This window comes from Lysinibacillus sp. NPDC098008, from assembly GCF_044760715.1.
Classification (GTDB): domain Bacteria; phylum Bacillota; class Bacilli; order Bacillales_A; family Planococcaceae; genus Lysinibacillus.
On record NZ_JBIWBA010000014.1, the window covers coordinates 41320 to 66427 of the forward strand.

The 25108-nt window shown below is 39.3% G+C and carries 27 protein-coding genes; 5 read left to right on the top strand and 22 right to left on the bottom strand.

Annotation, left to right across the window (positions count from 1 at the left end; genetic code table 11):
• Nucleotides 1–82 precede the first annotated feature (82 nt).
• From ACIQVU_RS12730 to ACIQVU_RS12750, 5 genes are all read right to left on the bottom strand, one after another.
• Nucleotides 83–2242, bottom strand: a complete 2160-nt coding sequence (locus ACIQVU_RS12730; protein ID WP_402895854.1) for a DNA cytosine methyltransferase — start codon at nt 2240–2242, stop codon at nt 83–85.
• Complete coding sequence (locus ACIQVU_RS12735) at nt 2235–3476, bottom strand: site-specific DNA-methyltransferase (protein ID WP_402895856.1); 1242 nt, start codon at nt 3474–3476, stop codon at nt 2235–2237. Before ACIQVU_RS12735 ends, ACIQVU_RS12730 begins: the two co-directional genes overlap by 8 nt.
• The gene (metK, locus tag ACIQVU_RS12740) at nt 3457–4632 is read right to left on the bottom strand and encodes a methionine adenosyltransferase (RefSeq protein ID WP_402895858.1); all 1176 of its coding nucleotides are present in this window, start codon (nt 4630–4632) and stop codon (nt 3457–3459) included. Before metK ends, ACIQVU_RS12735 begins: the two co-directional genes overlap by 20 nt.
• Before the next feature lie 20 nt (nt 4633–4652).
• Nucleotides 4653–5204, bottom strand: coding sequence for a P27 family phage terminase small subunit (locus ACIQVU_RS12745; protein WP_326172803.1), 552 nt, complete (start codon nt 5202–5204; stop codon nt 4653–4655).
• Nucleotides 5205–5317: 113 nt separating this feature from the next.
• On the bottom strand, nt 5318–5698 hold the full coding sequence (locus tag ACIQVU_RS12750) for an HNH endonuclease (RefSeq protein WP_445299983.1): 381 nt from the start codon (nt 5696–5698) through the stop codon (nt 5318–5320).
• A 390-nt stretch (nt 5699–6088) separates the two neighbouring features.
• Between ACIQVU_RS12750 and ACIQVU_RS12755 the strand changes: the two genes are divergently transcribed.
• Both ACIQVU_RS12755 and ACIQVU_RS12760 read left to right on the top strand, forming a co-directional pair.
• Entirely contained in the window at nt 6089–6298 is a 210-nt protein-coding gene (locus tag ACIQVU_RS12755) for a helix-turn-helix transcriptional regulator (RefSeq protein ID WP_340807652.1), read from the top strand.
• Complete coding sequence (locus ACIQVU_RS12760; protein ID WP_340807654.1) at nt 6295–6687, top strand: DUF2178 domain-containing protein; 393 nt, start codon at nt 6295–6297, stop codon at nt 6685–6687. Before ACIQVU_RS12755 ends, ACIQVU_RS12760 begins: the two co-directional genes overlap by 4 nt.
• A gap of 94 nt (nt 6688–6781) precedes the next feature.
• Here the strand turns inward: ACIQVU_RS12760 and ACIQVU_RS12765 are convergent, their stop codons facing one another.
• The 9 genes from ACIQVU_RS12765 to ACIQVU_RS12805 all read right to left on the bottom strand — a co-directional run bounded on the left by ACIQVU_RS12765 (nt 6782) and on the right by ACIQVU_RS12805 (nt 14143).
• Complete coding sequence (locus ACIQVU_RS12765) at nt 6782–7195, bottom strand: DUF1492 domain-containing protein (RefSeq protein ID WP_340807655.1); 414 nt, start codon at nt 7193–7195, stop codon at nt 6782–6784.
• A complete protein-coding gene (locus tag ACIQVU_RS12770; RefSeq protein ID WP_264371224.1) occupies nt 7192–7413 on the bottom strand; it encodes a hypothetical protein in 222 nt (73 codons plus the stop codon). The genes ACIQVU_RS12765 and ACIQVU_RS12770 overlap by 4 nt, the downstream gene beginning before the upstream one ends.
• The gene (locus tag ACIQVU_RS12775) at nt 7410–8771 is read right to left on the bottom strand and encodes an SNF2-related protein (protein ID WP_402895863.1); all 1362 of its coding nucleotides are present in this window, start codon (nt 8769–8771) and stop codon (nt 7410–7412) included. Before ACIQVU_RS12775 ends, ACIQVU_RS12770 begins: the two co-directional genes overlap by 4 nt.
• On the bottom strand, nt 8752–9033 hold the full coding sequence (locus tag ACIQVU_RS12780) for a VRR-NUC domain-containing protein (protein WP_402895865.1): 282 nt from the start codon (nt 9031–9033) through the stop codon (nt 8752–8754). The genes ACIQVU_RS12775 and ACIQVU_RS12780 overlap by 20 nt, the downstream gene beginning before the upstream one ends.
• A 218-nt stretch (nt 9034–9251) precedes the next feature.
• Nucleotides 9252–11618 carry a virulence-associated E family protein gene (locus ACIQVU_RS12785; RefSeq protein ID WP_402895867.1) on the bottom strand — a complete coding sequence of 789 codons (2367 nt, stop codon included), beginning with the start codon at nt 11616–11618 and terminating at the stop codon, nt 9252–9254.
• A complete protein-coding gene (locus ACIQVU_RS12790) occupies nt 11615–12049 on the bottom strand; it encodes a DUF7768 domain-containing protein (RefSeq protein ID WP_340807661.1) in 435 nt (144 codons plus the stop codon). The genes ACIQVU_RS12785 and ACIQVU_RS12790 overlap by 4 nt, the downstream gene beginning before the upstream one ends.
• Entirely contained in the window at nt 12049–12801 is a 753-nt protein-coding gene (locus tag ACIQVU_RS12795) for a phage antirepressor KilAC domain-containing protein (RefSeq protein ID WP_074050011.1), read from the bottom strand. The genes ACIQVU_RS12790 and ACIQVU_RS12795 overlap by 1 nt, the downstream gene beginning before the upstream one ends.
• A gap of 384 nt (nt 12802–13185) precedes the next feature.
• Complete coding sequence (locus ACIQVU_RS12800; protein WP_000658732.1) at nt 13186–13404, bottom strand: hypothetical protein; 219 nt, start codon at nt 13402–13404, stop codon at nt 13186–13188.
• 25 nt (nt 13405–13429) lie between these two features.
• Nucleotides 13430–14143 (bottom strand): GAP family protein, encoded by a 714-nt coding sequence (locus ACIQVU_RS12805; protein WP_015926217.1) that lies wholly within the window; start codon nt 14141–14143, stop codon nt 13430–13432.
• A 103-nt stretch (nt 14144–14246) separates the two neighbouring features.
• On the opposite strand from ACIQVU_RS12805, the gene ACIQVU_RS12810 reads away from it, so the two are divergent.
• Complete coding sequence (locus ACIQVU_RS12810) at nt 14247–14846, top strand: TetR/AcrR family transcriptional regulator (protein ID WP_340807665.1); 600 nt, start codon at nt 14247–14249, stop codon at nt 14844–14846.
• A gap of 286 nt (nt 14847–15132) precedes the next feature.
• Here ACIQVU_RS12810 and ACIQVU_RS12815 read toward each other — a convergent pair whose 3' ends face one another.
• The 3 genes from ACIQVU_RS12815 to ACIQVU_RS12825 form a co-directional block, all read right to left on the bottom strand.
• Nucleotides 15133–17067: a DNA polymerase gene (locus ACIQVU_RS12815; protein WP_402895873.1), complete on the bottom strand. Its 1935-nt coding sequence runs from the start codon at nt 17065–17067 to the stop codon at nt 15133–15135.
• A 72-nt stretch (nt 17068–17139) separates the two neighbouring features.
• Entirely contained in the window at nt 17140–17688 is a 549-nt protein-coding gene (locus ACIQVU_RS12820) for a DUF2815 family protein (RefSeq protein ID WP_242161860.1), read from the bottom strand.
• On the bottom strand, nt 17681–18103 hold the full coding sequence (locus ACIQVU_RS12825; RefSeq protein ID WP_402895875.1) for a DUF2800 domain-containing protein: 423 nt from the start codon (nt 18101–18103) through the stop codon (nt 17681–17683). Before ACIQVU_RS12825 ends, ACIQVU_RS12820 begins: the two co-directional genes overlap by 8 nt.
• 24 nt (nt 18104–18127) lie before the next feature.
• On the opposite strand from ACIQVU_RS12825, the gene ACIQVU_RS12830 reads away from it, so the two are divergent.
• Nucleotides 18128–18331, top strand: coding sequence for a hypothetical protein (locus ACIQVU_RS12830; protein ID WP_033826700.1), 204 nt, complete (start codon nt 18128–18130; stop codon nt 18329–18331).
• Nucleotides 18332–19208: 877 nt separating this feature from the next.
• Here the strand turns inward: ACIQVU_RS12830 and ACIQVU_RS12835 are convergent.
• The 3 genes from ACIQVU_RS12835 to ACIQVU_RS12845 form a co-directional block, all read right to left on the bottom strand.
• Nucleotides 19209–19850: a Vat family streptogramin A O-acetyltransferase gene (locus tag ACIQVU_RS12835; RefSeq protein WP_018664385.1), complete on the bottom strand. Its 642-nt coding sequence runs from the start codon at nt 19848–19850 to the stop codon at nt 19209–19211.
• A 340-nt stretch (nt 19851–20190) separates the two neighbouring features.
• A complete protein-coding gene (locus tag ACIQVU_RS12840; protein ID WP_137743049.1) occupies nt 20191–20727 on the bottom strand; it encodes a GNAT family N-acetyltransferase in 537 nt (178 codons plus the stop codon).
• A gap of 36 nt (nt 20728–20763) precedes the next feature.
• Nucleotides 20764–21627: an alpha/beta fold hydrolase gene (locus ACIQVU_RS12845; protein WP_018664383.1), complete on the bottom strand. Its 864-nt coding sequence runs from the start codon at nt 21625–21627 to the stop codon at nt 20764–20766.
• A 176-nt stretch (nt 21628–21803) separates the two neighbouring features.
• On the opposite strand from ACIQVU_RS12845, the gene ACIQVU_RS12850 reads away from it, so the two are divergent.
• Nucleotides 21804–22391, top strand: a complete 588-nt coding sequence (locus ACIQVU_RS12850; RefSeq protein WP_018664382.1) for a TetR/AcrR family transcriptional regulator — start codon at nt 21804–21806, stop codon at nt 22389–22391.
• A 1148-nt stretch (nt 22392–23539) separates the two neighbouring features.
• On the opposite strand, the gene rlmD is transcribed toward ACIQVU_RS12850, so the two are convergent.
• Together rlmD and cydS are read right to left on the bottom strand one after the other, a co-directional pair.
• Nucleotides 23540–24919 carry a 23S rRNA (uracil(1939)-C(5))-methyltransferase RlmD gene (gene rlmD / locus ACIQVU_RS12855; protein WP_340808630.1) on the bottom strand — a complete coding sequence of 460 codons (1380 nt, stop codon included), beginning with the start codon at nt 24917–24919 and terminating at the stop codon, nt 23540–23542.
• A gap of 61 nt (nt 24920–24980) precedes the next feature.
• On the bottom strand, nt 24981–25103 hold the full coding sequence (cydS, locus tag ACIQVU_RS12860; RefSeq protein WP_340807728.1) for a cytochrome bd oxidase small subunit CydS family protein: 123 nt from the start codon (nt 25101–25103) through the stop codon (nt 24981–24983).
• Between the last annotated feature and the right edge of the window lie 5 nt (nt 25104–25108).

Genomic DNA, 25108 nt, shown 5'->3' on the forward strand with positions numbered 1-25108 from the left:
CTTTCGGTACGTACATATATCACTCTAAAAGCTGTTATTATCAAGTCATTTAGAGCATCTTTCTGTAGAAAATACGTTTCCATTAATCGGCGGTATTTTGTGTAGATAACACAATGCCAGTCAGCACAAAACAAACGCATGGAAGTGCTACACCATTACCCCACATTTTGTATTCAGCTGAATCAGAATGAGGATTGTTAAGCCATTTTATAATCTGATTTCTTGTTTTTGGCTTTTTACTTTTACCTATAATTTTGCGGTGGGTTTCCCAAACCTCCGTCCAGAATGAAATTTCATCTTCTGTAGGATTTTCCGTACCAAGATCATCGCACCAATCATCGGGAAAACCTTGCAATCTTGCACATTCGGTTGGTGTAAGCCTTCGAACAATATAGTCCGGCTCAACCAATCCATTTTGATAGCCTGGATTGGTACCATTGATAATCGTATTTGATGTACCGTCCTGTCTGTAGCATTGACTTTCAGCTTTCATCTGAGGATAAAACGAAGCTGGGTGCGCCACTGCTCCAGGACCTTTTGCTGTGAGCGTAGGTTGCTGTTCTTCATCTACAGTAGGTTTATATAGAGCATTCTTTCCTTGATTAAAAGCCGCTCTATCAATACCGTAAGAAGGCTGAGTCACTACAGGGGCATCCTTATAATCTCTCGACAATAGAGTTGGTGCTTTATCTTCTTCAACCTGTGCATAGGCTCCAGTAGTCATGGCATAGGCAACAGCATGACGATCAGCGGTATTAAGCGTAAAAGAAACATCTTCATCTATACCGCTTCCTTGGGGACCGTTTTTATCCTCTCTTCCAATCATCGAGCCTTGCAGAGCAACTACTGCAATACCACCTTGATTACATCCTGGATTTCCTCCATTAGCATCAATGGTTCGAGAAGTATCTGCTTCATATATACCGCTATGTGGATTGCTTGACTGCATGGAATTGCTTTTATCAGAACAGATGCCATATGCGGTAGGCACAAAAACGGTTTGATCATTATTGCATCCAAGAGTTGCAGACTTATCATCTTGTATCAATGCACCCTTACCACCGCCTTCACAGCCAGAGCGGATTTTTAACGTTTTAGGAGTGTTCATAATAAGGGGTACATTCCCGCCACCAGTTCCCATCCGAGAGGTTAGCGTCTGTACTTTATTATCCTCCGAGAGTTTCACACGGCTATCGGTTGGATGGTTTTCTATTACAACAGCTGTTTGATTATCTCCCATGTTTGCACGAAGTGATCCACTTAAGTTTTCGTCAGTATGTCCCCCAATGCGAGAAGCCGCACCAGGTTCAAAGGACATGACTGTACCCGGGACAACGCCTGCTCTAAGTGTAGGGGAACGTTCTTCCTCATATCCTACACTTCTGCTCTTGGCACTGTGTTCAGTACAAAATCCGCTTGACTGCATTACGCAAGGCTGATGTCCATGTTCCTCTGCTCGAAGTGTTGCTGTAATATCCTTCGAAACAGACATCACTCTTCCGCCTTGGTCATTTAGGCAAGTTATGCTATCGCCTGTTTTTCCAGAGCGGTTTTTAGCATTTCCGGCAGTTCTTTGCCACGGGCTGCCGCTCGGCGTAAAATCCCTTGACAAGCCTTCGGACTCAAACAGTATTTCTCCGGCACATCCGTCTGCAAAATCTGCGACAAGGTAGATTCTACGACGACGTTGGGGGACTCCGAAATATTGCGCATCGATAGTTCGATAAGACACGCTCCATCCGTCTCCCATATAGATGTCAGCGTATGGCCATCGTCCTTTTTCAGGTAAAGGCACCGAGGTATTCGGTTCTTTGACACTGATGACCGTTTCGAGAACTGCTTTGAAGTCTTCTCCTTTATTCGACGAGAATGCACCGGGGACATTTTCCCAGACTGCGTACCTTGGATATTGTCCATTGGTCTTACACCTCATTTCCTTAATAATTCGGATTGCTTCATAAAAAAGGACGGATTGCTCCCCGTCCAAACCAGCTCTTTTACCCGCCACACTCATATCCGTGCATGGAGAGCCGAAGGTTATGATATCTACAGGCGGAAGCTCCGCACCATTTAATTTGTTTATATCTCCATAATGCTTCATCTGAGGGATACGTTTAGTCGTAACCCGTATAGGAAACGGCTCAATTTCAGATGCCCATAAAGGTTCGATGCCACAAAGCAAACCACCCAAAGGAAAACCACCACTGCCATCAAAGAGGGAACCAAGTGTCAATTTACTCATCCTCATTCACCTCTGGCAGGTCACAATATCTGAATTTCAAGCCATCTCTTAATAGAAATACACCATCAGAGTTTCCCACTTGCTCAATATATCTTTTCACAATAACATCGCAGTACTTTTCATCCAGTTCAATGGTGTAGCAGATTCTATCTGTCTGCTCACAGGCAATCAGTGTGCTTCCTGAACCACCAAAAGGATCAAGCACGATACAATTAGAAAGGCTTGAATTCAAAATAGGGTAGGCCACAAGTGCAACTGGCTTCATCGTAGGATGATCACTGTTTTTCTTCGGTTTCTCAAATTCCCAGATGGTGGTCTGCTTTCTATCGGAATACCAGTTATGCTTGCCTTTCTTTTTCCACCCAAAGAGAATAGGTTCATGCTGCCATTGATAAGGGGAGCGACCGAGAACAAGGGACTGCTTTTTCCAAATACAAGTACCTGAAAGATAAAATCCTGCATCGGAGAATGCTCTTCTAAAATTGAGTCCTTCGGTATCCGCATGGAATACATAAATAGAAGCGTCCTTTGCCATCGCTGCTTCGGTGTTCTGAAATGCTGCAAGCAGGAAATCGTAGAACGCTTCGTTAGCCATATTGTCATTTTTGATTTTTCCAGCAGTGCCTTCATAGTTAACATTATATGGAGGGTCCATAACTACCAGATTGGCAGTTTTCCCATCCATCAAGACATTAAAGGTGTCTTTCCTTGTACTGTCTCCGCAGACCAATCGATGTTGTCCAAGTAGCCAAACATCCCCTAAATGCGAAACAGCGGGCTTTTTCAGCTCGCTGTCCACATCGAAATCATCTTCTTTTATATTATCCTTAAGGGAATCTTTGAAAAGATCCTCCAACTCTCCTGGGTCAAAACCTGTCAAAGACACATCAAAGTCTGAAGCATTTAAGTCCGTGATAAGAAGTGCTAATTTGTCTTTATCCCAATCACCACTAATTTTATTTAGTGCAATGTTCAGCGCCTTCTCCTTTTGCTCATCCATTTCAACAACTACGCATTCTATCTCATCCATGCCCATACTCAGCAGGATTTTCAAACGCTGATGACCTCCAATGACTCTGCCTGTGGTCTTATTCCATATTACGGGTTCTACATATCCAAACTCCTCAAGGGAGCGTTTAAGTTTCTCATATTCCGGATCACCTGGTTTTAAATCTTTCCTTGGGTTATATTCAGCGGGGATGAGTTGTTTCGTTTTAATCTTCTCTATCAACATACTTTTCCACCGCCTTTCTAAATTCACTGTATTTATTTACATCCTCCCACGGGAACAGACAACTGTTAAAGTGACCATAAGCCGCGGTGTCAGAGTAAATGACATTTCTAAGACGTAGCTTTTCAATGATGGCCGCGGGTCTTAAGTTGAAAGTCTCCTGGGCAGCAAGAGTTAATATTTCATCAGAAACAGTGCCAGTACCAAGGGTATTTACAGTAAAAGCTACTGGATTTGCCTTACCAATGGCATAGGAAATACTCACTTCACATTTCTTTGCATAACCACACCAAACGATATGCTTGGCAATATAGCGAGCCATGTAAGCACCGCTTCGGTCAACTTTGGTTGGGTCTTTACCACAAAGAGCACCACCTCCATGAGATGTAAGCCCTCCGTAGGTATCGACCATGATTTTTCTACCGGTCAAACCCGTATCAGCAGCGGGACCACCAAGAACAAACTGACCAGAGGGATTGAAGAGAAATTCTGTTTCATCATCAAAAGGGAAATCCTCAAAGCATTGCCATAAGACATTGTTAAGAATATCCGCCTTAAGTTCTTCCTGTGTTTTATTCTTATCATGCTGCACAGAAATCACAATCGTCTTTATTCTCACTGGAGTGTCATCCTCATATTCCACCGTTACCTGTGCTTTACCATCAGGAAGAATCCCTTTGATCAGCTTTCCTTTGCGACAATCATCCAGTCTCTTTACGATTCTGTGAGATAGTACAAGGGGTAGGGGAAGCATTTCTCTTGTTTCCTTTGTAGCAAAGCCATACATTGTTCCCTGGTCTCCGGCACCTATTGAACCGTACTGTTCGTTTATGCCATTTCGTGCTTCTAGTGCGGTATTCACACCAGCCGCAATATCTACACTTTGATTATGTACATATACATAAATCAAAAATTTTAGAGGATTGTATCCCACATCTTTCAGTACAGTTTTTACAATGTCTCTAATGTTCACTTTCTCGCTGCAGGAGATCTCGCCCGCCACGATAATTTTCCCCTTGGTTGCCATTACCTCACAAGCGACACGTGATGCCCTATCTTTACGTAGGCAAGCTTCCAAAATGCTATCTGCTATGATGTCGCATAGTTTGTCAGGATGTCCAGCACATACACTTTCGGCTGTTAAATATCTTTTACTCATTACATCATATCTCCTCATCTTTATTTTCCTCTGCGGGCAGATAGCAGTCGCTCCATCACGTCGTCCTGTGGATTTAAACCTGAATACTCTGTAGCACAATTCTCTCGAACGATTTGATATATCTCCATCCATAGCCTATTTGTCTGACTCATAAAGTTCTGACTCATCGCTACATAGGGACTTTGAATAGCATTGCCGGTGGTTGGGTGCTTGGCTAGAAAGCCAAACTCAGTTACTGCTTCCTCACACTGTATCCATCTGGCCGCACTCATGGCATATCGCTCTAGAAGCTGTGGAAGTACCAAATGGGCACAGCCACGTTCCTCAAGCCATTTCCATGTAATTTCATAGATTTCACTTGCTACTAGGGTTTTCCCATCCTTTTGCACTGCGGAGAGCATGGCCATTGGCTTTGGCATTTCTTGCCCCTTCAGGTCAGCGGTATTTTGGAACTCAACGACTTCAATTTTTCTCTTACCGGGATTTCCCTCTGCAATTTTGTCAGCAAGCGGTTTCTTCTTTTGACCGGAGCCTATACGGGCACCTCCACGATTTGTTCCGTCTTTGGCCATTCACTCACCTCTTTTCATCGATGGGCGCCTATTACCCTGTTTGAAACCGCGAATTTTCACGCGTTGCCCCACGCCCGTTACACAAAGAAAAAGCTGTAGAGATTTGACTCCCCCTACCGGTTTCCCCAACGGTCTCCATCTCTTGCTGTGATAGCAGAGTGGCAAGGAGTACAAAGAGCCATCAGATTACTCCTATCGTGAGTCCCTCCTCTTGCAAGAGGAAGAATGTGATGGACTTCATTTGCTGGGGTCAGCTTTCCTTGTCGATGGCATTCCTCACAAAGAGGATGAGCTGCAATGTAACGGTCACGAATTCTTTTCCAAGCACGACCATAACGCTTACGGGTTGCTGGGTCACGGTCATACTTCTCATACCGTGCAGCTTCCTTCTTGCCATGCTCTTCACAAAAGCGCTTGTCGGTTAGCTCTGGGCAACCAGGGTAAGAGCACGGTCGCTTAGGTTTCTTTGGCATACGGCACCTCCTTTTACCCATAGAAAAAGCCCTCGCAGGAGAAATGCTCCCGTGAAGGCTTCTGTTTATTAATATTCCATACTACCATTATATAACTTTCACTACGGACAAACAGTGTCACCGTATGCCAAACTATGCCAAAGTGTGCCAACTTTTTATAATTATCGCGATTGACTTGTGGAACTCTTGCTTTAAACGTGTGTTAAAATAGAATTGAGAATAATAAATTTATGAAGTTGGTTTTCAACAATCAGGCCAGATTGTGGAGGAAGGATTAGATATTTATTCTAATGAATAAGACTATAAGACAAATGAAGTGTAAAATATGTTTGACATCTCATTTGTCTTTTTTTTATAATTAAGATGTAAAAAACCTTTTACACCTTATTAAATCTAAAGGTGGCTTAGTAAATGGAAAATAGAATTAAGGAGTACAGAGAAAAAAGCAGTCTTTCACAAGGGAAATTAGCAGAATTATGCAATGTAAGTAGACAAACGATTAACGCTATTGAGAACAATAAATATGACCCAAGTTTGCAGTTAGCATTTGATATAGCAAGGACTTTGGGAGTCACTATGGAAGATTTATTTATCTCTGAGAATGGGGGGGGAACGGAATGAATAAAACTAAAAGTATTGTAGCTATTTTAGTCTTTATTGCCTTTCTATCAATTGTAGGGTTTTCCTTATACAAATGGGTTAGTTTTGGAACTATAGATGCAGCTGGTATATTCTTTAGTTTTCTAGCTTTAAGCTATTTTTTTAATTGGCTTAATTGGGGGCATCATGAAGGCGGTGGCGAGAAAGATGAATTAGATAGACATATTGAAACTCAAAGTGCCAAAATAGGTTATTATGTACTGATGATTCTATCTGGTTTAATATTATTTATTTCTGAAGGAACCGGTAATTTCAATAATATTGATAATTATCCACTGGTTATAGTGGTAGGTCTAACATTTGTTACGGTCCCAATTACAGAATTTATTTATTCAAAGAAGTACAAGTAATAATAATGTTTATATTAAACAATCGGGCGCAATTGTTTAAACAAAAAAGGCATTACATGGTAGCAGAAATATGTAATGCCTTTTCATTTTCCGATTATTTTGGAACCTTTAGATGTTGCAAAGCGGATGAATGGAGTCTATGCACGGTTCTCATAGAAACATTAAGGTTGACACAGATTTCTTCCCAGTTAAGAAAGTTAATGTATCGGTAGCGAAGAATCAGCTTCTCATCTACGTTTTCCATCTGGTTAATTGCTTCACGGATATCTGATTTAAGCTTTACTAGCCGTTCAACCTCTTGTTGTATCTGTTGCTCCAAATCTACTATTCTAATCACATACTTTTCAAAGGGTGGGTCAGTACTCTTGGTTCGACTGACTTTCTCATCAAGCACAGGGGATGAAACACTTCTTGATAAATCCCTTAAGTTTTGCAACTCTTCAAGGTCGGAGTTAATCAATTCATTCAAACGGTAAGCCTGTTTTAAGAATTCCTTAGCTGTCATCATCGCACCACCTCCTCTTGTAGTTGTTGAATTAACATGTCAGGGTTTAGAGAGGTGAGGACATTGAACAATTCAGAATGAAAGAAGCACTCAACCTCACGTTTTGTATATAAAGCAGAATCATTGCGAGGGTGTTTTGCTAGTCTTTTCAGTGCAAAACGATAATCTTTAACTGCCTGTAGAATAATGGCATTCGCCAGTTTTTCAAATGCATCCATCATACAGCATCCCTCTCTTTCCCAAGATTTGCTTTGACAGCATTGATAAGGTCGGACTGTGTCTTTTCCTTTTTCTTCAAAGCATTCATAACATCTTCATCAATCGTGCCTTTAGTAATAATGTGATGGATAACCACGGTTTCATTTTGTCCTTGTCTCCAAAGTCTCGCATTGGTTTGCTGATAGAGTTCCAGACTCCAAGTAAGTCCAAACCAGATAAGCGTTGAACCACCACTTTGTAAGTTAAGGCCGTGTCCCGCTGATGCAGGATGGATAACCGCTACAGAAATATCGCCGTTGTTCCAATCCTTAATATCCTTGGAAGTCTTAATTTCTCGTACATTGAATTTTGCCTTAATACGCTCTAAATCGTGATTATACCAATAGGCAATAAGCACAGGTTTTCCGTTAGTACCTTCAATTAAATCCTCAAGAGCATCTAGCTTGCGGTCGTGGATAATATGAGGATTTTTATCATCATCATAGATCGCACCATTTGCCATTTGCAGGAGTTTGCCTGAAAGGACGGCTGCATTCATGGCATCTATTTCTTCATCAGCAAATTCAAGAACCATCTCTTCACGAAAGTGATCATATACTGATTGTTCTTTGTCATTTAGATACACAGGCACTTCATTGATCATGCATTCTGGCATTTTCAGAAAATCCACTGATTTCATGGAAATGGTGATATCCGAAATGAGCCGATATATGGCATCTTCAGCACCTGGCAATGGTTTATATGAAAATACAATCTGCTGATTACGTTTATCCGGTGTAAAGAAGGAATTGCGGTAGTGAGTGATGTACCTGCCGAGTCTTTTACCCATGTCAAGGATACAAAACTCTGCCCACAAATCCATTAACCCATTACTGGAAGGTGTACCCGTAAGACCCACAATTCGTTTTGCCCTCGGCCTTACTTTTAGTAAACTTTTAAATCTTTTTGCACCATAGGACTTAAAGGATGATAGTTCATCGATGACCACCATGTCATAATCAAAAGGGATGCCACTTTTATTTACTAACCAGTCCACATTTTCTCTGTTTATAAGATAGACACTTGCAGGTTTCCTAAGAGCTGCCAACCGCTCCTGTTCTGTTCCGATGGCTACCGAAAACTCCAGTCCTTTTAAATGCTCCCACTTATTTATCTCAGCTGGCCAAGTATCCCTCGCCACCCGAAGTGGAGCAATGACCAGAACCTTTCCAATTTCAAAACGATCAAGACATAGGTCAAATATAGCCGTTAGAGTAATGACACTTTTGCCAAGACCCATTTCTAAAAACACCGCAGCGATGGGATGCTCAAGTATGAAGTTCGTTGCATAAGTCTGATATTTATGAGGATTGTATTTCACCCAGTATCACTCCAATCTGCTTAACATCATCAATGACATAACAAGTAAAGCCTAACTTCTGTAATTGCTTTATTCTTCTATTCTGTAACGGACGAGGTTTCTTTCCGGAAGCCTTTAATTCTACAAAAGCCATCTTCCCATGTGGTAAAAGCACTATGCGGTCTGGCATCCCATCTAAACCTGGGCTAACAAACTTCACCGCAATGCCTTCCATCTTTTTTACCTCAGCCACCAGTTTCTTTTCGATATATTTTTCAAGCATAAATACCTCCCATATAAAAGGATCGGAACAAGAAAACAACTTTGACCCATTTTTCCTATACGCGCGCGTATGCGTGTATGCACAGGCTACTATTACTTCTTTTTACTATTTATAAATAAATAGGATACTTCTTGTTCCACTTGTTCCGAACCGTTGATTTTCCTTATCGTTACTAGCTTTAGGGAAAGAACCAGTATGGGAACAAGGTAAGGTACAACTTAGTTTTGTTCCTCGACTCGGGAATAAGCTCGTTGCTTTCCGTAGACAGGAAACGTCACAACACCATTCTTGTTCCCAGTGTACTTGTTCCACTCACTGATCTTTCTCATAATGGCACCGATGGCATAGGAATCTGAAGGCTTTAGCATTGATGCCTCTTTACCGAAACACTCACACCAAATCTCCATATTGCAGACAAGAGTCCTTTTTACTGTTCCAACACGGGTGCCGCCACCAAATTCGCTACCGCCGAGGAAATTTCTACGCTCGTACAAAGACATCGTGTCCCAATCATCCGGCAAGAGCGTATCCAAGTAAGTACGAACTAGTCCTTCTCGTTCATCTGCTTCCATAGCATCTGCCTGTTCACTAGTTGCCATGGTTACATCATCACCTTCAAGGTAGAGTTTTTCGCCCTTCTCATATAATACTAGTGCCTCTGCCCAAATCTGCTGTACTTCTTCTTTAGTCATCTGCCAAGCTTTCTTTCTACTGTTACCACTAATGCGGACTGGCCAAAATCTGCGGTTGCCCGTAATATCACGAAGAAAACCGCTTTCCGCATTGGTAGAACCTACAATCACGCATTGACGGGGATGGCTTTCCACGTTGACCCCATAACTGGCACGGTACTTATCATCCGCCCTAGAAATAAAGGACTTCACAATCTCCACATCCGTCTTACGCATACCAGCAAGCTCACCGAGTTCCAACAACCAATATCCCTGAAGTTTTTCAGCCCCAGATTTATCTTTCATGTCCGTGAGAGTTAAACTGTCTGAAAACCAATCTCCGGCAAGCTTGGCAAAGAAAGTTGATTTACCGATGCCTTGAGGACCATTTAAGATAAGAACACTATCAAACTTTGTGCCTGGTCTATAAATACGGGCTACCGCTGCAACCATCGTTTTGCGAATAATTGCCTTTGTGTAGGAATTATCTGTTGCACCGAAATAATCAATGAGTAGATTTTCTACTCGACTAATACCATCCCATTTTGGCAGTGAGTCGAGATACTCCTTAACAGGGTGGTAGGCTCGTTCTGACGCTACAGCTAACACAGCATCTTTGGTCTTGGTAGGAGAATAGACTCCGTATTTACTGCTTAAGTACACCTTAAGAAGCGCGTTATCCGAATCATTCCAACCAGCCTTGATCTGTTCCCAAGGCAGACCACCTTTGGCATCAATCCCATCACGGTGGCAATTGAAAGCGATATGTTGTAATTCCTCATCATGCCGAATAATCAAGACAATGTTGTCTAAAGTGTCTTTTATCCGACCTTGCTTATCCAGTTCCAAACCTGTCTGCCAATCCTCATCACTAAACTCCTCTTCAGCCTGAGCCTGTCTCTTCTTTGCGAACTCAGCTTTTACCGCTTCATCTTTTATAGCAAACTCGCACATTGCCACAAAAGACGGCATCTTTCCAGGAGCTATAGTAGTGGAAGCTCTATCATCTAAAGTACCGAATTTATGAATACGAACGAGATCAAAAGCATTAAGAAGCAGGCCGCTTGCTGGGTCAGTAGCATGGTGGCTGTATGCAAATTTATCATCATAGATAATCACACCCGCACTACTGTCAGCTGGAATATAGTCATAGCGTCCTTCCATAGCAGAGGGTTCATAAACTGCGCCTAAAAATTTATCAATTGCTTCACGAACGGAGTAGGCACGACAGAATGTTCCTACCACACCTTCCTTTAAAAGCGGGTCTGCTTGCTCTTTAAGACTGCGATTAATAACCTCAGACTGCCTGCTTGATACAGGCCAAGTTGATGTATCTCGCCAGTTTTCATATTTTGCAAGATAAATATCCGGGTCAAGTAATACTCCATCCTGCTCTTCATAGACAAATTCACCGTTAGATGAAGTGGATGGCCAATACATTAGGCGATGCGCTTCATATGTCGTATCATCAAAAAGGTCAATACCGATTTCTTTTGCCACCATACGTCCAACGGCTGCGTATTCTTCTTCGCTGATCTCACGAGCAAGTGGAACGATAAGTCTAAGTCTTGGATTTTCCGGTGTGTGCTTATGGGTGGAGTAAACGCAGCATTTGAAATCGAAAAGCATACTGATTTGCTCCCAAATATCGGGCCTACCGTAATCCATATCAAGGGTAAGTAAAGAGCGGCAGAGAACATTGCCCTTCTTTCGCCTTCCTTCTTTTAAATGCCCTCCGACAAAGCCACCGACATCTTTGATATCATCTTGTTGACCTTTTTTAAGTTTTCGATATTCTTCTACCGTTTCTGTAGTACGTTGGGTTGTCTTTACACGGGAACAAAAATCCTCCCAGGAGATATCTTTGTTTTTCCATTTCCTGTCCATCCGGCTATTGCCCACTGCAATTTTCATAAGCTATCAACCTCCTCATGCTCCGGACTAAAATATCTGACTGTTTGTCTGCGTTTCTTGGCTACTTCAATTTCCCTCGCCATACCTTTTGAGATGGTATTGCCCAGCACCCACACCTCGGAGCATTTGCCCATAAGCACGATGTCCATAAATATGGCAAGCTCCCGTTCTTCGGGATTTTCATCATCCATAAACTGAGGAAACATAAGATGGGGAGCAATCGGGATACAGTTTTGGTCTAGAGCAAACCTGCAAAAACTGCGAGCCTTTTTAATGTTTCCTTCTACATCACCGGAATAGGGAGAACAGATATATACAAGCGGCTTAAAGGCAGATTTTTTCTCTGCCTTTTCCTTTTTCATTATGTTGGTCAGTGCTTCATGGGGAGTTGGGTCATGGTATCCTTCGTGATTGAATTTGTTGATTCCCATTACACACCCTCCATTTCTATCTGTGGCAAAATACCGTCTGCCTTCATCAGTTCGTAAATGAAGAGTCTGCCTTTTTGAGTCCAGTATGTATGGACCTTTGTATGTTGCTGGCCGTTACTGCCAAGATAGCTATGTGTCTTGGTGCTGGTGTAGCCTTTTTCCGCATACTTCTGATATAAGAGCCAAATGCCTCCTTGTTTAAATTGGATGCCCTTTTTATTAAGATAGCGGTTCATCCAAATAGCTGACTTACCGTAATCTTTGGCGATTGCTGATGTGGAAATGAGGTCTTTGCAATTTAAAACCACATCGTAATAAGACACTTTCGGTTTCATTTCTGCAATTTGCTGATTCTGAACAGCAACCGTACCTTCAAGCACTTTATTTTGATTCCTTACTTGAGTTAGTTGTTGATTGGCAAACTGTAATGCCCTTGCCATGATCGCCTCAGGGGAATTCCATCGTCTTTCTATTTCAAGAAAGTATTGACGGCATTGTTTTCCTTTTGGAGTACGCTGTATCATACATAGCTCTTTTGCCATATCAATTGTTAACTGATGGTCTATGCTTGGTCTGCCTCCAGTACTTTCGCTCAAAAATGAGCTAAAGTCTGACCCTTCCTCAAATCCGTACTCACACATTCTTGGAAACCAATCTTTATAAGCGGTCTTTACTTCCAAGGCTTCATGTAAATCACGACCGAGTACGGTTGGTCGTTGATTTTCATAATTGATTTTTACTAATTCGTCCATACGAATTACCTCCTGCAATATAGTCAGAGGAAAGTTCCTCTACCTAATAGCCACAGGAGGTAATGATTGTTGAGGATTTTGAAAAAATAAATTATACATCCGGATTTTTGTTCGAAATTTGTGTATGTAAAATAGATTTAAAAGCTGATTCAGTAATTTTCTACTTTTACAAACGGACTAGATTGATGAACAAAAAATGGTAACGTAAACTGTAATAGGCCTATAGGATTTGGAGCTAATAAGAGAAGAGGAAAACAATCATTTTGGTATCATATTTTATCTATGACCTGGATGAGTAAGGTTGGTAGAGCCTCGAGGAGAATCAATTAAAATAAAAAATACAGAGCGAGAAATTCTCACTCTGTATTTTTTATTTTACATCATTCACTTATTGCTTTTACTTGATGTTATTTTACGAGTGGCTAAAGCTATGATTCCACCAACTGCAATAAATACAATGTCCAAAACGATTTCAAACCCTTGAAACGCATCAATATAATTTACTAAAAACCAACTTTTTCCCCCATTAGTCAAATGATTGATTAATCCGCCTATTCCCTGAATAATAAAAAGTAGACTGAGACCACTGATAATTTCTTTCATGATGAACACCTCTTTAATATTTTTTCTAATTTAATATGCCTCTAAGACCGATATTAAAAAAAACTGCACCTATGACTCCTGTCGCTACCAAGAGTGAAGAGATTGGAGCTTCATTTAATTTTGACCTGATTTTAATAAGAAATTGTTGCAATCTTTCTTTAAATATAATATTAACCCCTAACAGTAATAGAGAAGGAAGCACCATTACTAGATTGTATCCAATTATTATTAAGATAGCAGGTGTAGTCTCAATTGTTTGATGATTCATTAAAAAGATTGAATAAAAGTAAGGCAATGCCGTTACAAATTCAATTAGGAAAACAATGATTCCTAGTATAATCATCCCTTTAATTGTTGTATTTTTGGGGATAAATGAAATTAAACGTTTTTTTGTAGTCTCTTTTGGTTTACTGAAGCTTATTAGAACAAGAACTGCTCCAAGTAGGATATAAAACCAATTGATAAAGTCAAACTGAGACAATTGTTCTATTCTCTTCAATAATGAATTTCCACCAAAGTAGAGTAATAAACCCGTGATGAAATAGCCTAACTGCGTGATGAATAAAAACACAAATAAACGAGAAGATAACTGATTCGGTTGTGTCAGTAATAAATAGGCTGTTACAGTCAGTACACCGGGACTTAAAATATCAATTAAAGCACACAAAGAAATAATCATTAATGCTGAAGAAATGTCTAATGATGAAGAAGGCATCAATGCTTCAATAGTTTCGATCAAACAAACTAGTCCTCCTTTAAATGTTGTGGTATTATCTATTTAACACACCGTGCTATAAAAAGATAATAACACACTGTGCTAAATAAAGGAAGTGATTTTTATAATGCCAAAAATTGTTGATCATGATGAAAAGCGCAAACAAATTGCTGAGGCTGCATGGAATATTATTAGGGAAGAAGGGGTTGAGAAAGCGTCTATACGAAGAGTTGCAGCTGAGGCAGGGATGTCTTCTGGTGCGTTAAGACATTATTTTTCAACTCAAGATGAAATGTTATTATTTATTATGAATTACTACTTAGAAGAAGGGAAAAAACGTTCTCAAAATAAAGAATGGTCAGAAAACCCAGTGCAGGCAGTAGAAGAAGTTTTATTAGAGCTAGTACCAATAGATGAAGAAAAGAAAATTGAAACGAGTGTTTGGTGGATTCTTGCATTACGTTCACTTACAAGTGATACAATAAAGGACAAAAAAGATGAAATGACGGACGGTACATATGAATTAGCAAATTCAATGATTGAAATCTTAGCTCTAAAAGGCGTATTATCAGATTCAATGAATGCAGAATTAGAAAAGAGTAGGTTAACGGCATTAATAGAGGGATTGTCAATTCATGCTTTATTAAGACCTGATGTATACTCTCCAGAAAAGGTGAAGGAAGTTATTCGTTATCATTTAGAGACACTCTGCAATAAAATCAATTAAGCTAATCGGTCGATGTATCAATTATTGTCCCATGTGTTTTTAATAGATTTAGTCTTACGCCTTGATTTATTATTAACTTTATAGAGAGAGGAGTCAAAATCGGTTCTTTCACTATATTTCTTCAAGATTCGAATTTTAACCCTTTATATTCCACAAAAATGGAGCGTTTATTAAACAAACAAGATAGCACGTACCGGTCATAAAATAAGTGCTATCCTGTTTTCATTATTTAAAAATTGAAGGTCTTTTAACCTCCTCCCACACGATAATCCGAATACTAATTAATTTAATCTTTTTGATAAAACAGACACTCATAGCCATCAGCACTAAGCAACAGGCCATTTGCCCATGTTGGTATCTTAGCCATCTGTTCACAGATAGCGGAAAGTGACATTCCCATATCTGCCTCGATGATAATTTCATCGTGTACATGAGCCACAATAGAACAATTCTTTAATGTCTGCATGGCATGACACAAAATGTCACGACTGATTGCCTGAACAATATTCTCTACAAATTTGGGTCCATAGCTATCGATTCTTTCCCATTTCTTCGTCCCACCGACACCTTCATAAGTAACCGACTCACCGCCGAACACGTTCTCTCCCATACGGGGTTTCACATAGGCAAGCCGTCTACCAGAAGGAAGGACAATGAAGAGCATTCCACTTTGATAGATAAATTTAATGCCGTGTGTCGCTGTGGGAGTTTTTTGCTTAACACAAGTTTTTACTGCACGGTCAACATCCCACCACAATTTTGTGATATTGGGATTGGACTGTCTCCAAGCCGTTACAAGAGGCTGAAGTTCCTCTTCTTCAATTCCCATCTCTAAAGCACCCATTGATTTTAATGCTCCAATAGATCCTCCGTAACCGAGAGCAAGTTCAGCAATTTTCCCTTTTTGACGAAGGTGCCCGTTTACACCATGCTTTTCAACAGGTACATTAAACATCTGAGAGGCACTGGCACAGTAGATGTCACCGCCGTTTTGGAATACATCTAATCTCCATTTTTCACCTGCAAGCCAAGCAATGACGCGAGCCTCAATCGCTGAAAAATCTGCCACAATGAACTTCATACCTTCTCGTGGTATAAAAGCAGTACGGATAAGCTCCGACAGTACCTCTGGGATTGAATCATATAGTAAAGTAAGAGCATCAAAGTTTCCGCTTCGAACTAAAGCACGAGCCTGTTCCAAATCGGACATATGGTTTTGGGGTAGATTTTGCAACTGAATCAGCCTGCCAGAGAATCTGCCGGTTCTGTTGGCTCCGTAAAACTGAAACATTCCTCTTGCACGACCGTCACTACATACCGCATTCTCCATTGCTGTGTATTTTTTCACCGATGATTTTGCAAGTTGTTGCCGAAGTTCCAAAACAGTGCCTAGTGGTTCAGGTGCTGTCTTTAACATCTCAGCAACCGCTTTTTTACCAAGGGTATCTGTTTCTAGCCCGTTATCGGCAAGCCAGTCTTTCATTTGTTGTACAGAGTTCGGATTCTCTAAATTAGTTATATCCTGCATTAAAGCCGTTAGCTTTTTACGGGAATGTTCATCCATCACAACAGCCTGTTTTACGAAAGCAATGTCAATGGCAATGCCACGATCATTGATTTCCTGGTCGAGATGATATTCCTCCCAGATATTCTCTGGTACTTGAAACTTGGATAATCTCTGTTGTATAGACATCTCGGATTCCACATCGCGAATGTTATACACTTTAAACCGCTCCCATTTATCCATGTCGTGTTCTGGTAAATTACGAACTCGACCACCATTAGATTTTGTAGGGGAGCAAGGTGTACAGAAATATTTAATAAGGTCTTTACCCTCAGTCAATTTTTGTTTTTCTAAACCTAGAACTGCACCGACTCCCTCCAAAGAAAGAGGTAATCCCATATATGCCGACCATATCATGGAACATTTCCAGGATGCAGGGTCAAGATAATCTTCAAGGTTAAGCCATTTTGATAGACACACACGCTCAAACATTGCATTGAAAGCCCACTTAGTAACGGAATTATCCATAAGTGCATTTATAATTTCATCTGGTATTTCCTCCCCGCTGACAAGGTCAACAACTTGTACTTCGCCACCGTCCACCGAATAGCCAAATAGTAGAATTTCAAAATCATCACTCTCGGCATAACGGTAAACTCCAGACTTTTGAAGATTGGCACTACTAAATGTTTCAATATCAATAGAAATAGAATTCATGTATTACCCCTCTTTCCAATGCAAACGAGGTGGCAGAAGAACAACCTCCACCACCTCGTCTGTATTTATTCTTTATGCTAGAAAATCATCATCTTCAATAGTTGTGAAGTCATCAGCTGCATTGGTTCTTCCGCCTAAAGGCTCTCCATCGCTTATCTTCTGGATGTTGCCAAGTCCACATGCTACACCCTTATTGCCATTAGAGTTAAAAGCATAGAAATTTAGGGATACTCTTGCATAACAACCACTGTAAACCTCGTTGCGATCCAAGATAGGTCTGACTGCTTTATCTACTATTTGGGGTGGAGTCTTGCTGTTGGCATTTACAAAGTAATGTCCTTTGTAAGCCTCGTCATCACGTTCTACGTCACCATCTCGAAGTGGCAGTTTAATAGCCGCCTTATTCGGCTTTTTACCACCAAACTTTGCAATGCCCTCTTCAATGGCTGCATCTACTGCTGCATTGATAGCATTGATGGTTTCCTTATCTGTTTTGGGAATCAATACGGATACGCTGTACTTTTCCGCTCCGCCATTGATGGATACAGGCTCCCAGCCGTGAAAGTAGCTAAGACGTGTGTTGACGCTTGTAACAACCTTAGTTCTGTTTTGATTATTCATATTCCAATTCCTCCGTTATTTCGTTAAATTCGTTTTTTACGTTTGATATATTCATAGCTGGCCGCTTATCCGAATTTGGAACCAGCGTTGGCTTGCCCGGTGGCTTATGTATGAGACCACCGAGAATTTGCTCAAATTTCTTTTTGCCCATCAGCTTCTGCATTTCCGTTAAGGTAATAAGACTATGGCGGTAGATATCCTTATAACCGTTTGTCTTGGCTGCTTCAGCCACAGCTTCTTCGTCTTTATATTTGCGAACAGATCTGCCCTCTACCACCTTAAAACCTTGCCACTCTTTACCGTGATTAACGGCCGCATCTGTGGCATAAGCAATAATTTCATTTGCCCACTTTGTAAGGTCGGACAGTTTAAAAAGAACTTCTTCAATTTCAGAGTCCGTAAGAAGGGGTGGCAATTTAAAGACAATTATCCTAAGGCAGTGGGTTTAGCAAAATTCGCAGAGAAGCATTGGGATATATTTGGCAGGATTCAGCTCATTCGACTTAAAAAAGGTGTAGATGGTCGTGAACATTTCTATCGACTAGATATGGGAAAAACAACGATTAGGAATAAAGTTCGTGGCATAACATCAAATGAGGAACTGGATAGAATTTTCGATACAGATGCTGTACGAGAAGATTAAATAATACATCTATCCTGTCTCCTCAACCTCAATAAAAAATCTAATCTGTCAACTCGACCCTATCGTTTTCAGGGTAGTTGATATGTTTCCTCAAAGAATAAAAATGAGGGTTTCCCGACTTTAACATCCTCGGCAAAGTAGCCGTGAGCAAAGTTCAATGTCAGGAAACCCTTTATTTATCAGTGCTTTGAATAGCCTTATTTCTCCACCTGTACCATAAGAATAATCATCTGCTAAATCCCACCTCTCCAACCCGCATTCCACCGTTCGAGTCATAATAAAGTTTTGCTACAGACCCCTCATTTTTATCCAATTTTGGATTAAAATCGATCGTTTTACGAGCCTTTTTTAGCTGTTTTTTCATGGTTTTTTCGGAGTTAGAATAAAGTTTTGACATAATAGAGGGAAGAAAATAATGGAGATAAGAGATCAAGAGGAAAGATAAAAATATTGGATAAGTATTGATTTGTTATTGAAATAGTATTGAATCGAATATTGGAAAAAGCCAGTAACATCAATAGTTTGGGAACATTACTGTATTGAAAAGATATTGAAAAAGACATGAAAAAATCCGGGTTCCTGATGAGGAAAACCCGAATTTTTAATGAGTTTTATATTGAAAAAGCAAAGGTTTATTCTTACAGAATTGGTGGTAAAGTTAGCAAAAGTTTATTATGACTGTCAAGAGTTTATTATTGATCTACATAGTAGAAAAAGAGTTTCAGATATAAGAAAATAGATTTTCTACTTAAATTACTTTCTTAACCTTTTGGTACAAAACCCACCAAGTAAGTCATCATCCACACTACTTTTCGAGAGTGAAGTATTTTAGAACAAAGATCAGAAGAACCTATTAAGCATCCAGTCCGATCTTAATTTAATTGTTCTTTTTCAATTTATCTATATGTCCACCTATTATGAACTCGAGATTATCACTAATTTTCTTAGAATCCCAATCCCACCACTTTATTGTTAGCCAATCCTCTATTACTTTATCTGAATAACGTTTTTTTATAACTATCGCAGGATTTCCTCCAACAACTGTATAGGGGGCTACATTTTTTGTAACAACTGATTGTGCAGCAATTATTGCTCCATCTCCAATTTTGACTCCAGGCATAATTGTTACATCTCTTCCTATCCATACATCATTTCCGACTTCAGTATCTCCTTTAATCGGCAGGTCGTCTAAGGTAGGTACATACATATCCCACCCACTGCCAAACAAATGGAATGGATAAGTAGAGCCATCCATTTGATGGTTCGCTCCATTCATAATAAAGGTTGTTCCTGGACCTATCGAACAAAACTTTCCTATAATCAGTTCATCACCTATTACTTCATAGTGATATAGAACTTGTTCTTCAAATGACTCTCCATGTTTACTATCGTAGTACGAATAATCCCCAACAGAAACATTTTTTCTTGTTATAGTTGGCTTAATAAATTGAACATTTTTATTTCCTTCTAATGGAAATGGAGTTTGTGGATTTGGTCCAGGAAAATTATTAGCAGACATAAACTCACTCCTTTATATCATTGTTTAAAGATGACTTGCTAATTTAATCACAACGAATTATTTCACACAGGCCGAGGCAGCGGTCGTTTTTTCCATTTCCCCTACTAACTGGTTAAAGTCTATTTTTTTATAGTCAAAAAATGCTTAATAATGTTACTCGAAGTATGAATCAATTAAGAAATGGATTAAACTACCATGAAAGATATACTTTTAATAGAGGGGCTCTAAAAACGGAACAGCTGTATCATCTCCAATTCTAGAACTTCTTCAGAAAAAACCATATTGAACACCAATAAAAAAGATATAATTAATGGTCATATTCTTAATTTTAATTTACATTTTATTCAAAAAACACACGAGGATATTCAACAACTCCTGAAACTTTATCAAGGGTATTTCCGCCTAACTCCACTGCCATAAACGACTCGTCTGGCACTTCAAAAGGTGCTTTTATTCCCCAAGTGGATGCTTTTTTGAACCCGAACTTCGGATAATATTCAGGATGCCCTAAAACAACAACCGAATTAAATCTAAGCTCTTTTGCCTTTTGCAATGCTTTACTAATCAATAATTTACCTACGCCTTGATTTTGATATTCTGGTAGGACAGATACAGGTGCAAGAGCGAGTGACTCTACAACTTGATCTTCATTTTTAATTTTTATCTTGGATAATAGAATATGTCCCACTTGTTTGTTATCATCATTATCCATCGCCACTAAAGATAATTCTGGTATAAATACGTTTGAATTTCTAATACGAGACACCAAATGATGTTCATTTTTATCACTGTGCTCCGCATTAGCGAATGCATTCTTTACCACTTCTTCAGTTATTTTATAGTCTTTCACCTGTTCTTGTTTAATTACTATGTTCATTTCTTTATAGCTCCTGTTCAAGTACATATTTTTACTTTACTCTTTCCCTAGAAATGTTGTAATAACTCGGGTAAACTCTTCCGGTCTCTCTTTCTGTGGCCAATGTTTACACCCTTCCATTACATACAGCTCGGAAGCCTTCATAGCCTCATGTGCTTCAAACGCATGTTTAATAGGAACTGAGGTATCTTTTGACCCATGAACGATTAATGTCCGTTTTTTAATTTCAGATAGATTTTCTGCCAACTTAGTTCTAAGTCCTGTGCGTGTAATCTCACTTCTCTGGAATGACATAAATGCTTTACCAGCATGTGGTGCTTGTAAAAATCCATAAATTTCATCTACAAGTTCTTCTGATACATTATTAGGATTTCCAAATAAACTATTTAGCAGCGTCCACTTCACAAATCTTCTGCTTTTACTTGACCATTTATACGAAAGTTCATTGAGGAATGATTGTGTATACCAATAAGTGAGAAGATGATAAGGAAGTTTACTAAATAGCCCCCACGCACCTACTAATACTAGCTTTTCTACTCGAGCTGGATATTCGAGCGTATACCCAAGAGAGATTCCTCCACCTAAAGATAGTCCAACCAAGTTAGCCTTCTCAAGGTGAAGACGATCTATTATTTGATTCAATATATCAATGTAAAAGGAAAGTGAATATTCCACATTAGGTTTATCACTTTCTCCATACCCAGGAAGGTCAGGAGCAAATACACGGTGATTTTTTGATAAAGGACCTAATACCTCACTCCAAGATATATTTGCTGAATCAACTCCTGCACCATGCAAAAGTATCACAGGAGAACCAGATTCTCCAGCTGTATAGCAATTGACATTTATATCATTTAATTTTAGTTTTATCGTTTTAATTTCTGGAAAGTTTCCTATCATAATATTAATCCTCCACAGCATTTTAATAGATTCATGTTTCATCGCCTTTAAATTATGAACTATTTTAACTCGTTTATTTCATAATATACAAAAACTATTTTTTCTGCAACAACTTATGAACTATTTTTATTGTTTTATTACATAATTTTTATTAAACTAACAATGAGGTGAAGAAAATGGATGGGTTTGAAAAACGTAGGGAACAAAAGAAAAGAGACATTTTAAATGCCGCATTAGCCCTATTCATGGAGTATGGATTACAAAAGGTATCTATTACAGAAATAGCTAAAAAGGCCAATGTATCGCAAGTCACCATATATAATTACTTTGAAAGTAAAGAAAATCTAGTTCGTTTAGTTTTTAAGTTTTATGTTGATCAGATATGGGATGAACAAAAACATCTATTAGTTAATGACCTTCCATTTAATGAGAAGATTAAAAAGATTATATTTGAAAAAGGTATTGCCGCTAATCAAATAAGCGAACGATTTTTTCAAGACTTTATGAAAGATTATGCAAGTGGGCAGAGTTATGTTGAAGAAGTATATCAAAAGGAAGCCCTTCCACTCTTCATTAAACTTTTTAATGAAGGTAGAGAACAAGGATATATTGACTCTGAGATATCAGATGAAGCTATTTTATTCTATTTAAAGATGTTTCAAGAATATTTGCAGCGTGAAGATGTTGCCACAATGACACTTCCAATTGCTGAGGATCTTACCAAGTTATTCTTTTACGGCATAGCAGGTAAGAAAGAAGATTAAGACCTTGTTTACCAAGTAAAGTTGGGTAGGAATTCTTAAATTAAGTATTTAATAAAAATGAAGACTTATTTTCGGAATTACTCCTTGGGCTTATCCTCGATTAAACCAAACAAAAGCATTTGAGAAAAAACTTTACTGAGGGAATTTTCAAACTATAATTCAAGTAAATGTTCTTAAAGAAATATTTTATCAAAATAAGGAGTTGAATCTTGTTTTAAATTCAACCCTTCATTTTTTATCTATATTTTCTCTCTTTTTTCTTTTAAGAACTTCCAAATGTTCATTTTAACGATATTCGGATCAGAGTCGGTAATGTTTATTTTAATTGAGAGATTTACTTTTTAAACAGACAATTTTCCACCATAAGAATAATCATTTGCTAAAACCCCACCCCTCCAACCCGCATTCCACCGTTTCACTCATAATAATGTTTTGCTACAGACCCCTCATTTTTATCCAATTTTGGATTAATATCGGTCGTTTTTCGGGCCTTTTTCGGCTGTTTTTTCACGGTTTTTTCGGAGTTGGAATAAAGTTTTGCCATAATAGAGGGAAGAAAATGGTTGAGATAAGAGGTAAAGAAAAAAGATAAAAATAGTGGAAAAATTATTGAGATTATATTGATTAGTATATTGGATAAACCCACTATTATCAATCGGTTTAGGTACATATATGTATTGAAATGATATTGAAAAAGACATAAAAAACTCGGGATCCTGATGTGGAAAAACCGAGTTTTTAATGAGTTTTATATTGAAAAAGCAAATGTTTATTTTGACAGTATTGGTGGTGAAGTTAGCAAGAGTTTATTTTGGTTGCCAAGAGATTAATATTTATCTACACCACTGTTCTTTTAAAAAAATCTCACCCCATCTTCACCCCACGCCAACCCGCATTCCACCGTTGCCGTTTAAAATAAAGTCACGCTATCTTTCCCTCATTTTCACACATTTTTAATCACGTTTTGCACGTTTTTCCGCCCTTTTTTCACACTTTTTGTTCACGTTTTTCTCGATTTAAAATAAAGTTCTGTAAGATTCAAATCAAGAAAAGATAGTAGTTACAAGGGTTTCGGGCATTTTGGGTACAGGACTTTATTTTAAACGGTTGAATATGGATATTGCGACTTTATTATAAAGTACAGGAGTTTATTGCTTGTCTACAACCACCCTAGACATCCACGCCACACACTCAACATGCGTCGAATGTGGGAACATATCGACTGGCTGAATCTCCTTTGTTTGATAGCCACCATCCTCTAAAATGCGAAGGTCACGTGCTAGTGTGGCTGGATTGCAGGATACATAGACCACTCGTTTTGGGCGCTGCTCTAAGATGGTTTTTAAAAGTGCTTCGTCACAGCCTTTGCGTGGTGGGTCGACAACGAGGACATCTGCTTCCTTACCCTCTTTATACCAGCGTGGAATGATTTTCTCTGCTGGACCTGCCTCGAAATACGTATTGGTTAAGCCATTCAACATGGCATTGCGCTTGGCGTCCTCTATAGCTTGTGGGACAATTTCAACACCCATCACTGCCTTTGCTTGTTGTGCAAGGAATAAGGAGATTGTGCCAATACCACAATAGGCATCAATTACGCGTTCATTCCCCTGCAAGTCTGCATAATCAAGTGCCTGCTTATAGAGCACCTCTGTTTGCTCAGGGTTTACCTGATAGAAGGAGCGTGCTGAGATTTCAAAGCGCACATCGCCAATTGTATCAATAATCACATCTTTGCCCCACAGGTTGACGGTTTCATCGCCGAAAATGACATTTGTTTTAGCGCTATTAATATTTTGCATAATCGATGTAACGTTCGGAACAAGTTTTTGAATCACGGCAACGGTTGCTTCTTTTTGAGAGAGCTTTTTCTTTTTCGTAACAAGAACAACCATGACCTCACCCGTTGCTCGTGCTTTACGAATAACTACATGGCGTAGCATTCCGTTATGTGTTTGCTCATTGTAAGGATGAATTCCCAATGCTGCTAATTCCTTTTTCAAGCCAGCTAGAATAGCATCTGCCTCTCCTGTTTGAATTAGGCAGCGTTCCATATCGACAATGCTATGTGTTTTTGTTTTATAGAAGCCTGCAATCGCTTGTCCTGCTTCATTTGTAGCGAATGGAATTTGGGCTTTATTGCGATAATGCCAAGGCTCCTTCATTCCTTTTACAGGTAAAACAGGTGCATCGATTTTACCAATTCGCTGCATCACATTACGCACCATATTTTCCTTCCATTTCAACTGTCCCTCGTAGGATAGATGCTGAAGCTGACAGCCGCCACATTGCTTGAAATAATTACATGGCGCCTCTACACGATCTGGCGATGGCTGAAGAATGTCTATAACTTTTGCAAAGCCATAATTTTTTAATGTTTTTAGTACATGAATTTCAGCCGTTTCATTTGGTAATGCGCCTTGGATAAATAATGGATAGCCGTCAATTTTAGCGACACCATTGCCGTCATGCGTTAAATCTTCTATATATACTGTCAAACGATCATTTTTTTTCACAGGTGCTGACATTTTACTCACTCCATTTCAATCCTCTTATTGTAGCATGTGTTGACGACTGAAAAAAGAGCCGCTATTCGCGACCCTTTTCTTGAGTTTTTGTAATATATTGATCCTTTGGTGCCCACAAGAAGGCAACGATAATGCCAAGGATCACAACAATAAATGGCGCATAAAAAATTAAAAAGCTTTGCATATATT

Bases quoted from the DNA above. Each gene is read 5' to 3' on its own strand.
- cydS (WP_340807728.1), bottom strand. From the start codon at position 25,103: ATGCAAAGCTTTTTAATTTTTTATGCGCCATTTATTGTTGTGATCCTT.
- ACIQVU_RS12820 (WP_242161860.1), bottom strand. From the start codon at position 17,688: ATGAATAATCAAAACAGAACTAAGGTTGTTACAAGCGTCAACACACGT.
- ACIQVU_RS12790 (WP_340807661.1), bottom strand. From the start codon at position 12,049: ATGGGAATCAACAAATTCAATCACGAAGGATACCATGACCCAACTCCC.
- ACIQVU_RS12835 (WP_018664385.1), bottom strand. From the start codon at position 19,850: ATGTCTGCTAATAATTTTCCTGGACCAAATCCACAAACTCCATTTCCA.
- ACIQVU_RS12735 (WP_402895856.1), bottom strand. From the start codon at position 3,476: ATGTTGATAGAGAAGATTAAAACGAAACAACTCATCCCCGCTGAATAT.
- rlmD (WP_340808630.1), bottom strand. From the start codon at position 24,919: ATGTCAGCACCTGTGAAAAAAAATGATCGTTTGACAGTATATATAGAA.
- ACIQVU_RS12765 (WP_340807655.1), bottom strand. From the start codon at position 7,195: ATGATGACAGCTAAGGAATTCTTAAAACAGGCTTACCGTTTGAATGAA.
- ACIQVU_RS12730 (WP_402895854.1), bottom strand. From the start codon at position 2,242: ATGAGTAAATTGACACTTGGTTCCCTCTTTGATGGCAGTGGTGGTTTT.
- ACIQVU_RS12810 (WP_340807665.1), top strand. From the start codon at position 14,247: ATGCCAAAAATTGTTGATCATGATGAAAAGCGCAAACAAATTGCTGAG.
- metK (WP_402895858.1), bottom strand. From the start codon at position 4,632: ATGAGTAAAAGATATTTAACAGCCGAAAGTGTATGTGCTGGACATCCT.
- ACIQVU_RS12785 (WP_402895867.1), bottom strand. From the start codon at position 11,618: ATGAAAATTGCAGTGGGCAATAGCCGGATGGACAGGAAATGGAAAAAC.
- ACIQVU_RS12815 (WP_402895873.1), bottom strand. From the start codon at position 17,067: ATGAATTCTATTTCTATTGATATTGAAACATTTAGTAGTGCCAATCTT.
- ACIQVU_RS12845 (WP_018664383.1), bottom strand. From the start codon at position 21,627: ATGATAGGAAACTTTCCAGAAATTAAAACGATAAAACTAAAATTAAAT.
- ACIQVU_RS12770 (WP_264371224.1), bottom strand. From the start codon at position 7,413: ATGATGGATGCATTTGAAAAACTGGCGAATGCCATTATTCTACAGGCA.
- ACIQVU_RS12800 (WP_000658732.1), bottom strand. From the start codon at position 13,404: ATGAAAGAAATTATCAGTGGTCTCAGTCTACTTTTTATTATTCAGGGA.
- ACIQVU_RS12780 (WP_402895865.1), bottom strand. From the start codon at position 9,033: ATGCTTGAAAAATATATCGAAAAGAAACTGGTGGCTGAGGTAAAAAAG.
- ACIQVU_RS12840 (WP_137743049.1), bottom strand. From the start codon at position 20,727: ATGAACATAGTAATTAAACAAGAACAGGTGAAAGACTATAAAATAACT.
- ACIQVU_RS12795 (WP_074050011.1), bottom strand. From the start codon at position 12,801: ATGGACGAATTAGTAAAAATCAATTATGAAAATCAACGACCAACCGTA.
- ACIQVU_RS12745 (WP_326172803.1), bottom strand. From the start codon at position 5,204: ATGGCCAAAGACGGAACAAATCGTGGAGGTGCCCGTATAGGCTCCGGT.
- ACIQVU_RS12750 (WP_445299983.1), bottom strand. From the start codon at position 5,698: ATGGGTAAAAGGAGGTGCCGTATGCCAAAGAAACCTAAGCGACCGTGC.
- ACIQVU_RS12850 (WP_018664382.1), top strand. From the start codon at position 21,804: ATGGATGGGTTTGAAAAACGTAGGGAACAAAAGAAAAGAGACATTTTA.
- ACIQVU_RS12755 (WP_340807652.1), top strand. From the start codon at position 6,089: ATGGAAAATAGAATTAAGGAGTACAGAGAAAAAAGCAGTCTTTCACAA.
- ACIQVU_RS12760 (WP_340807654.1), top strand. From the start codon at position 6,295: ATGAATAAAACTAAAAGTATTGTAGCTATTTTAGTCTTTATTGCCTTT.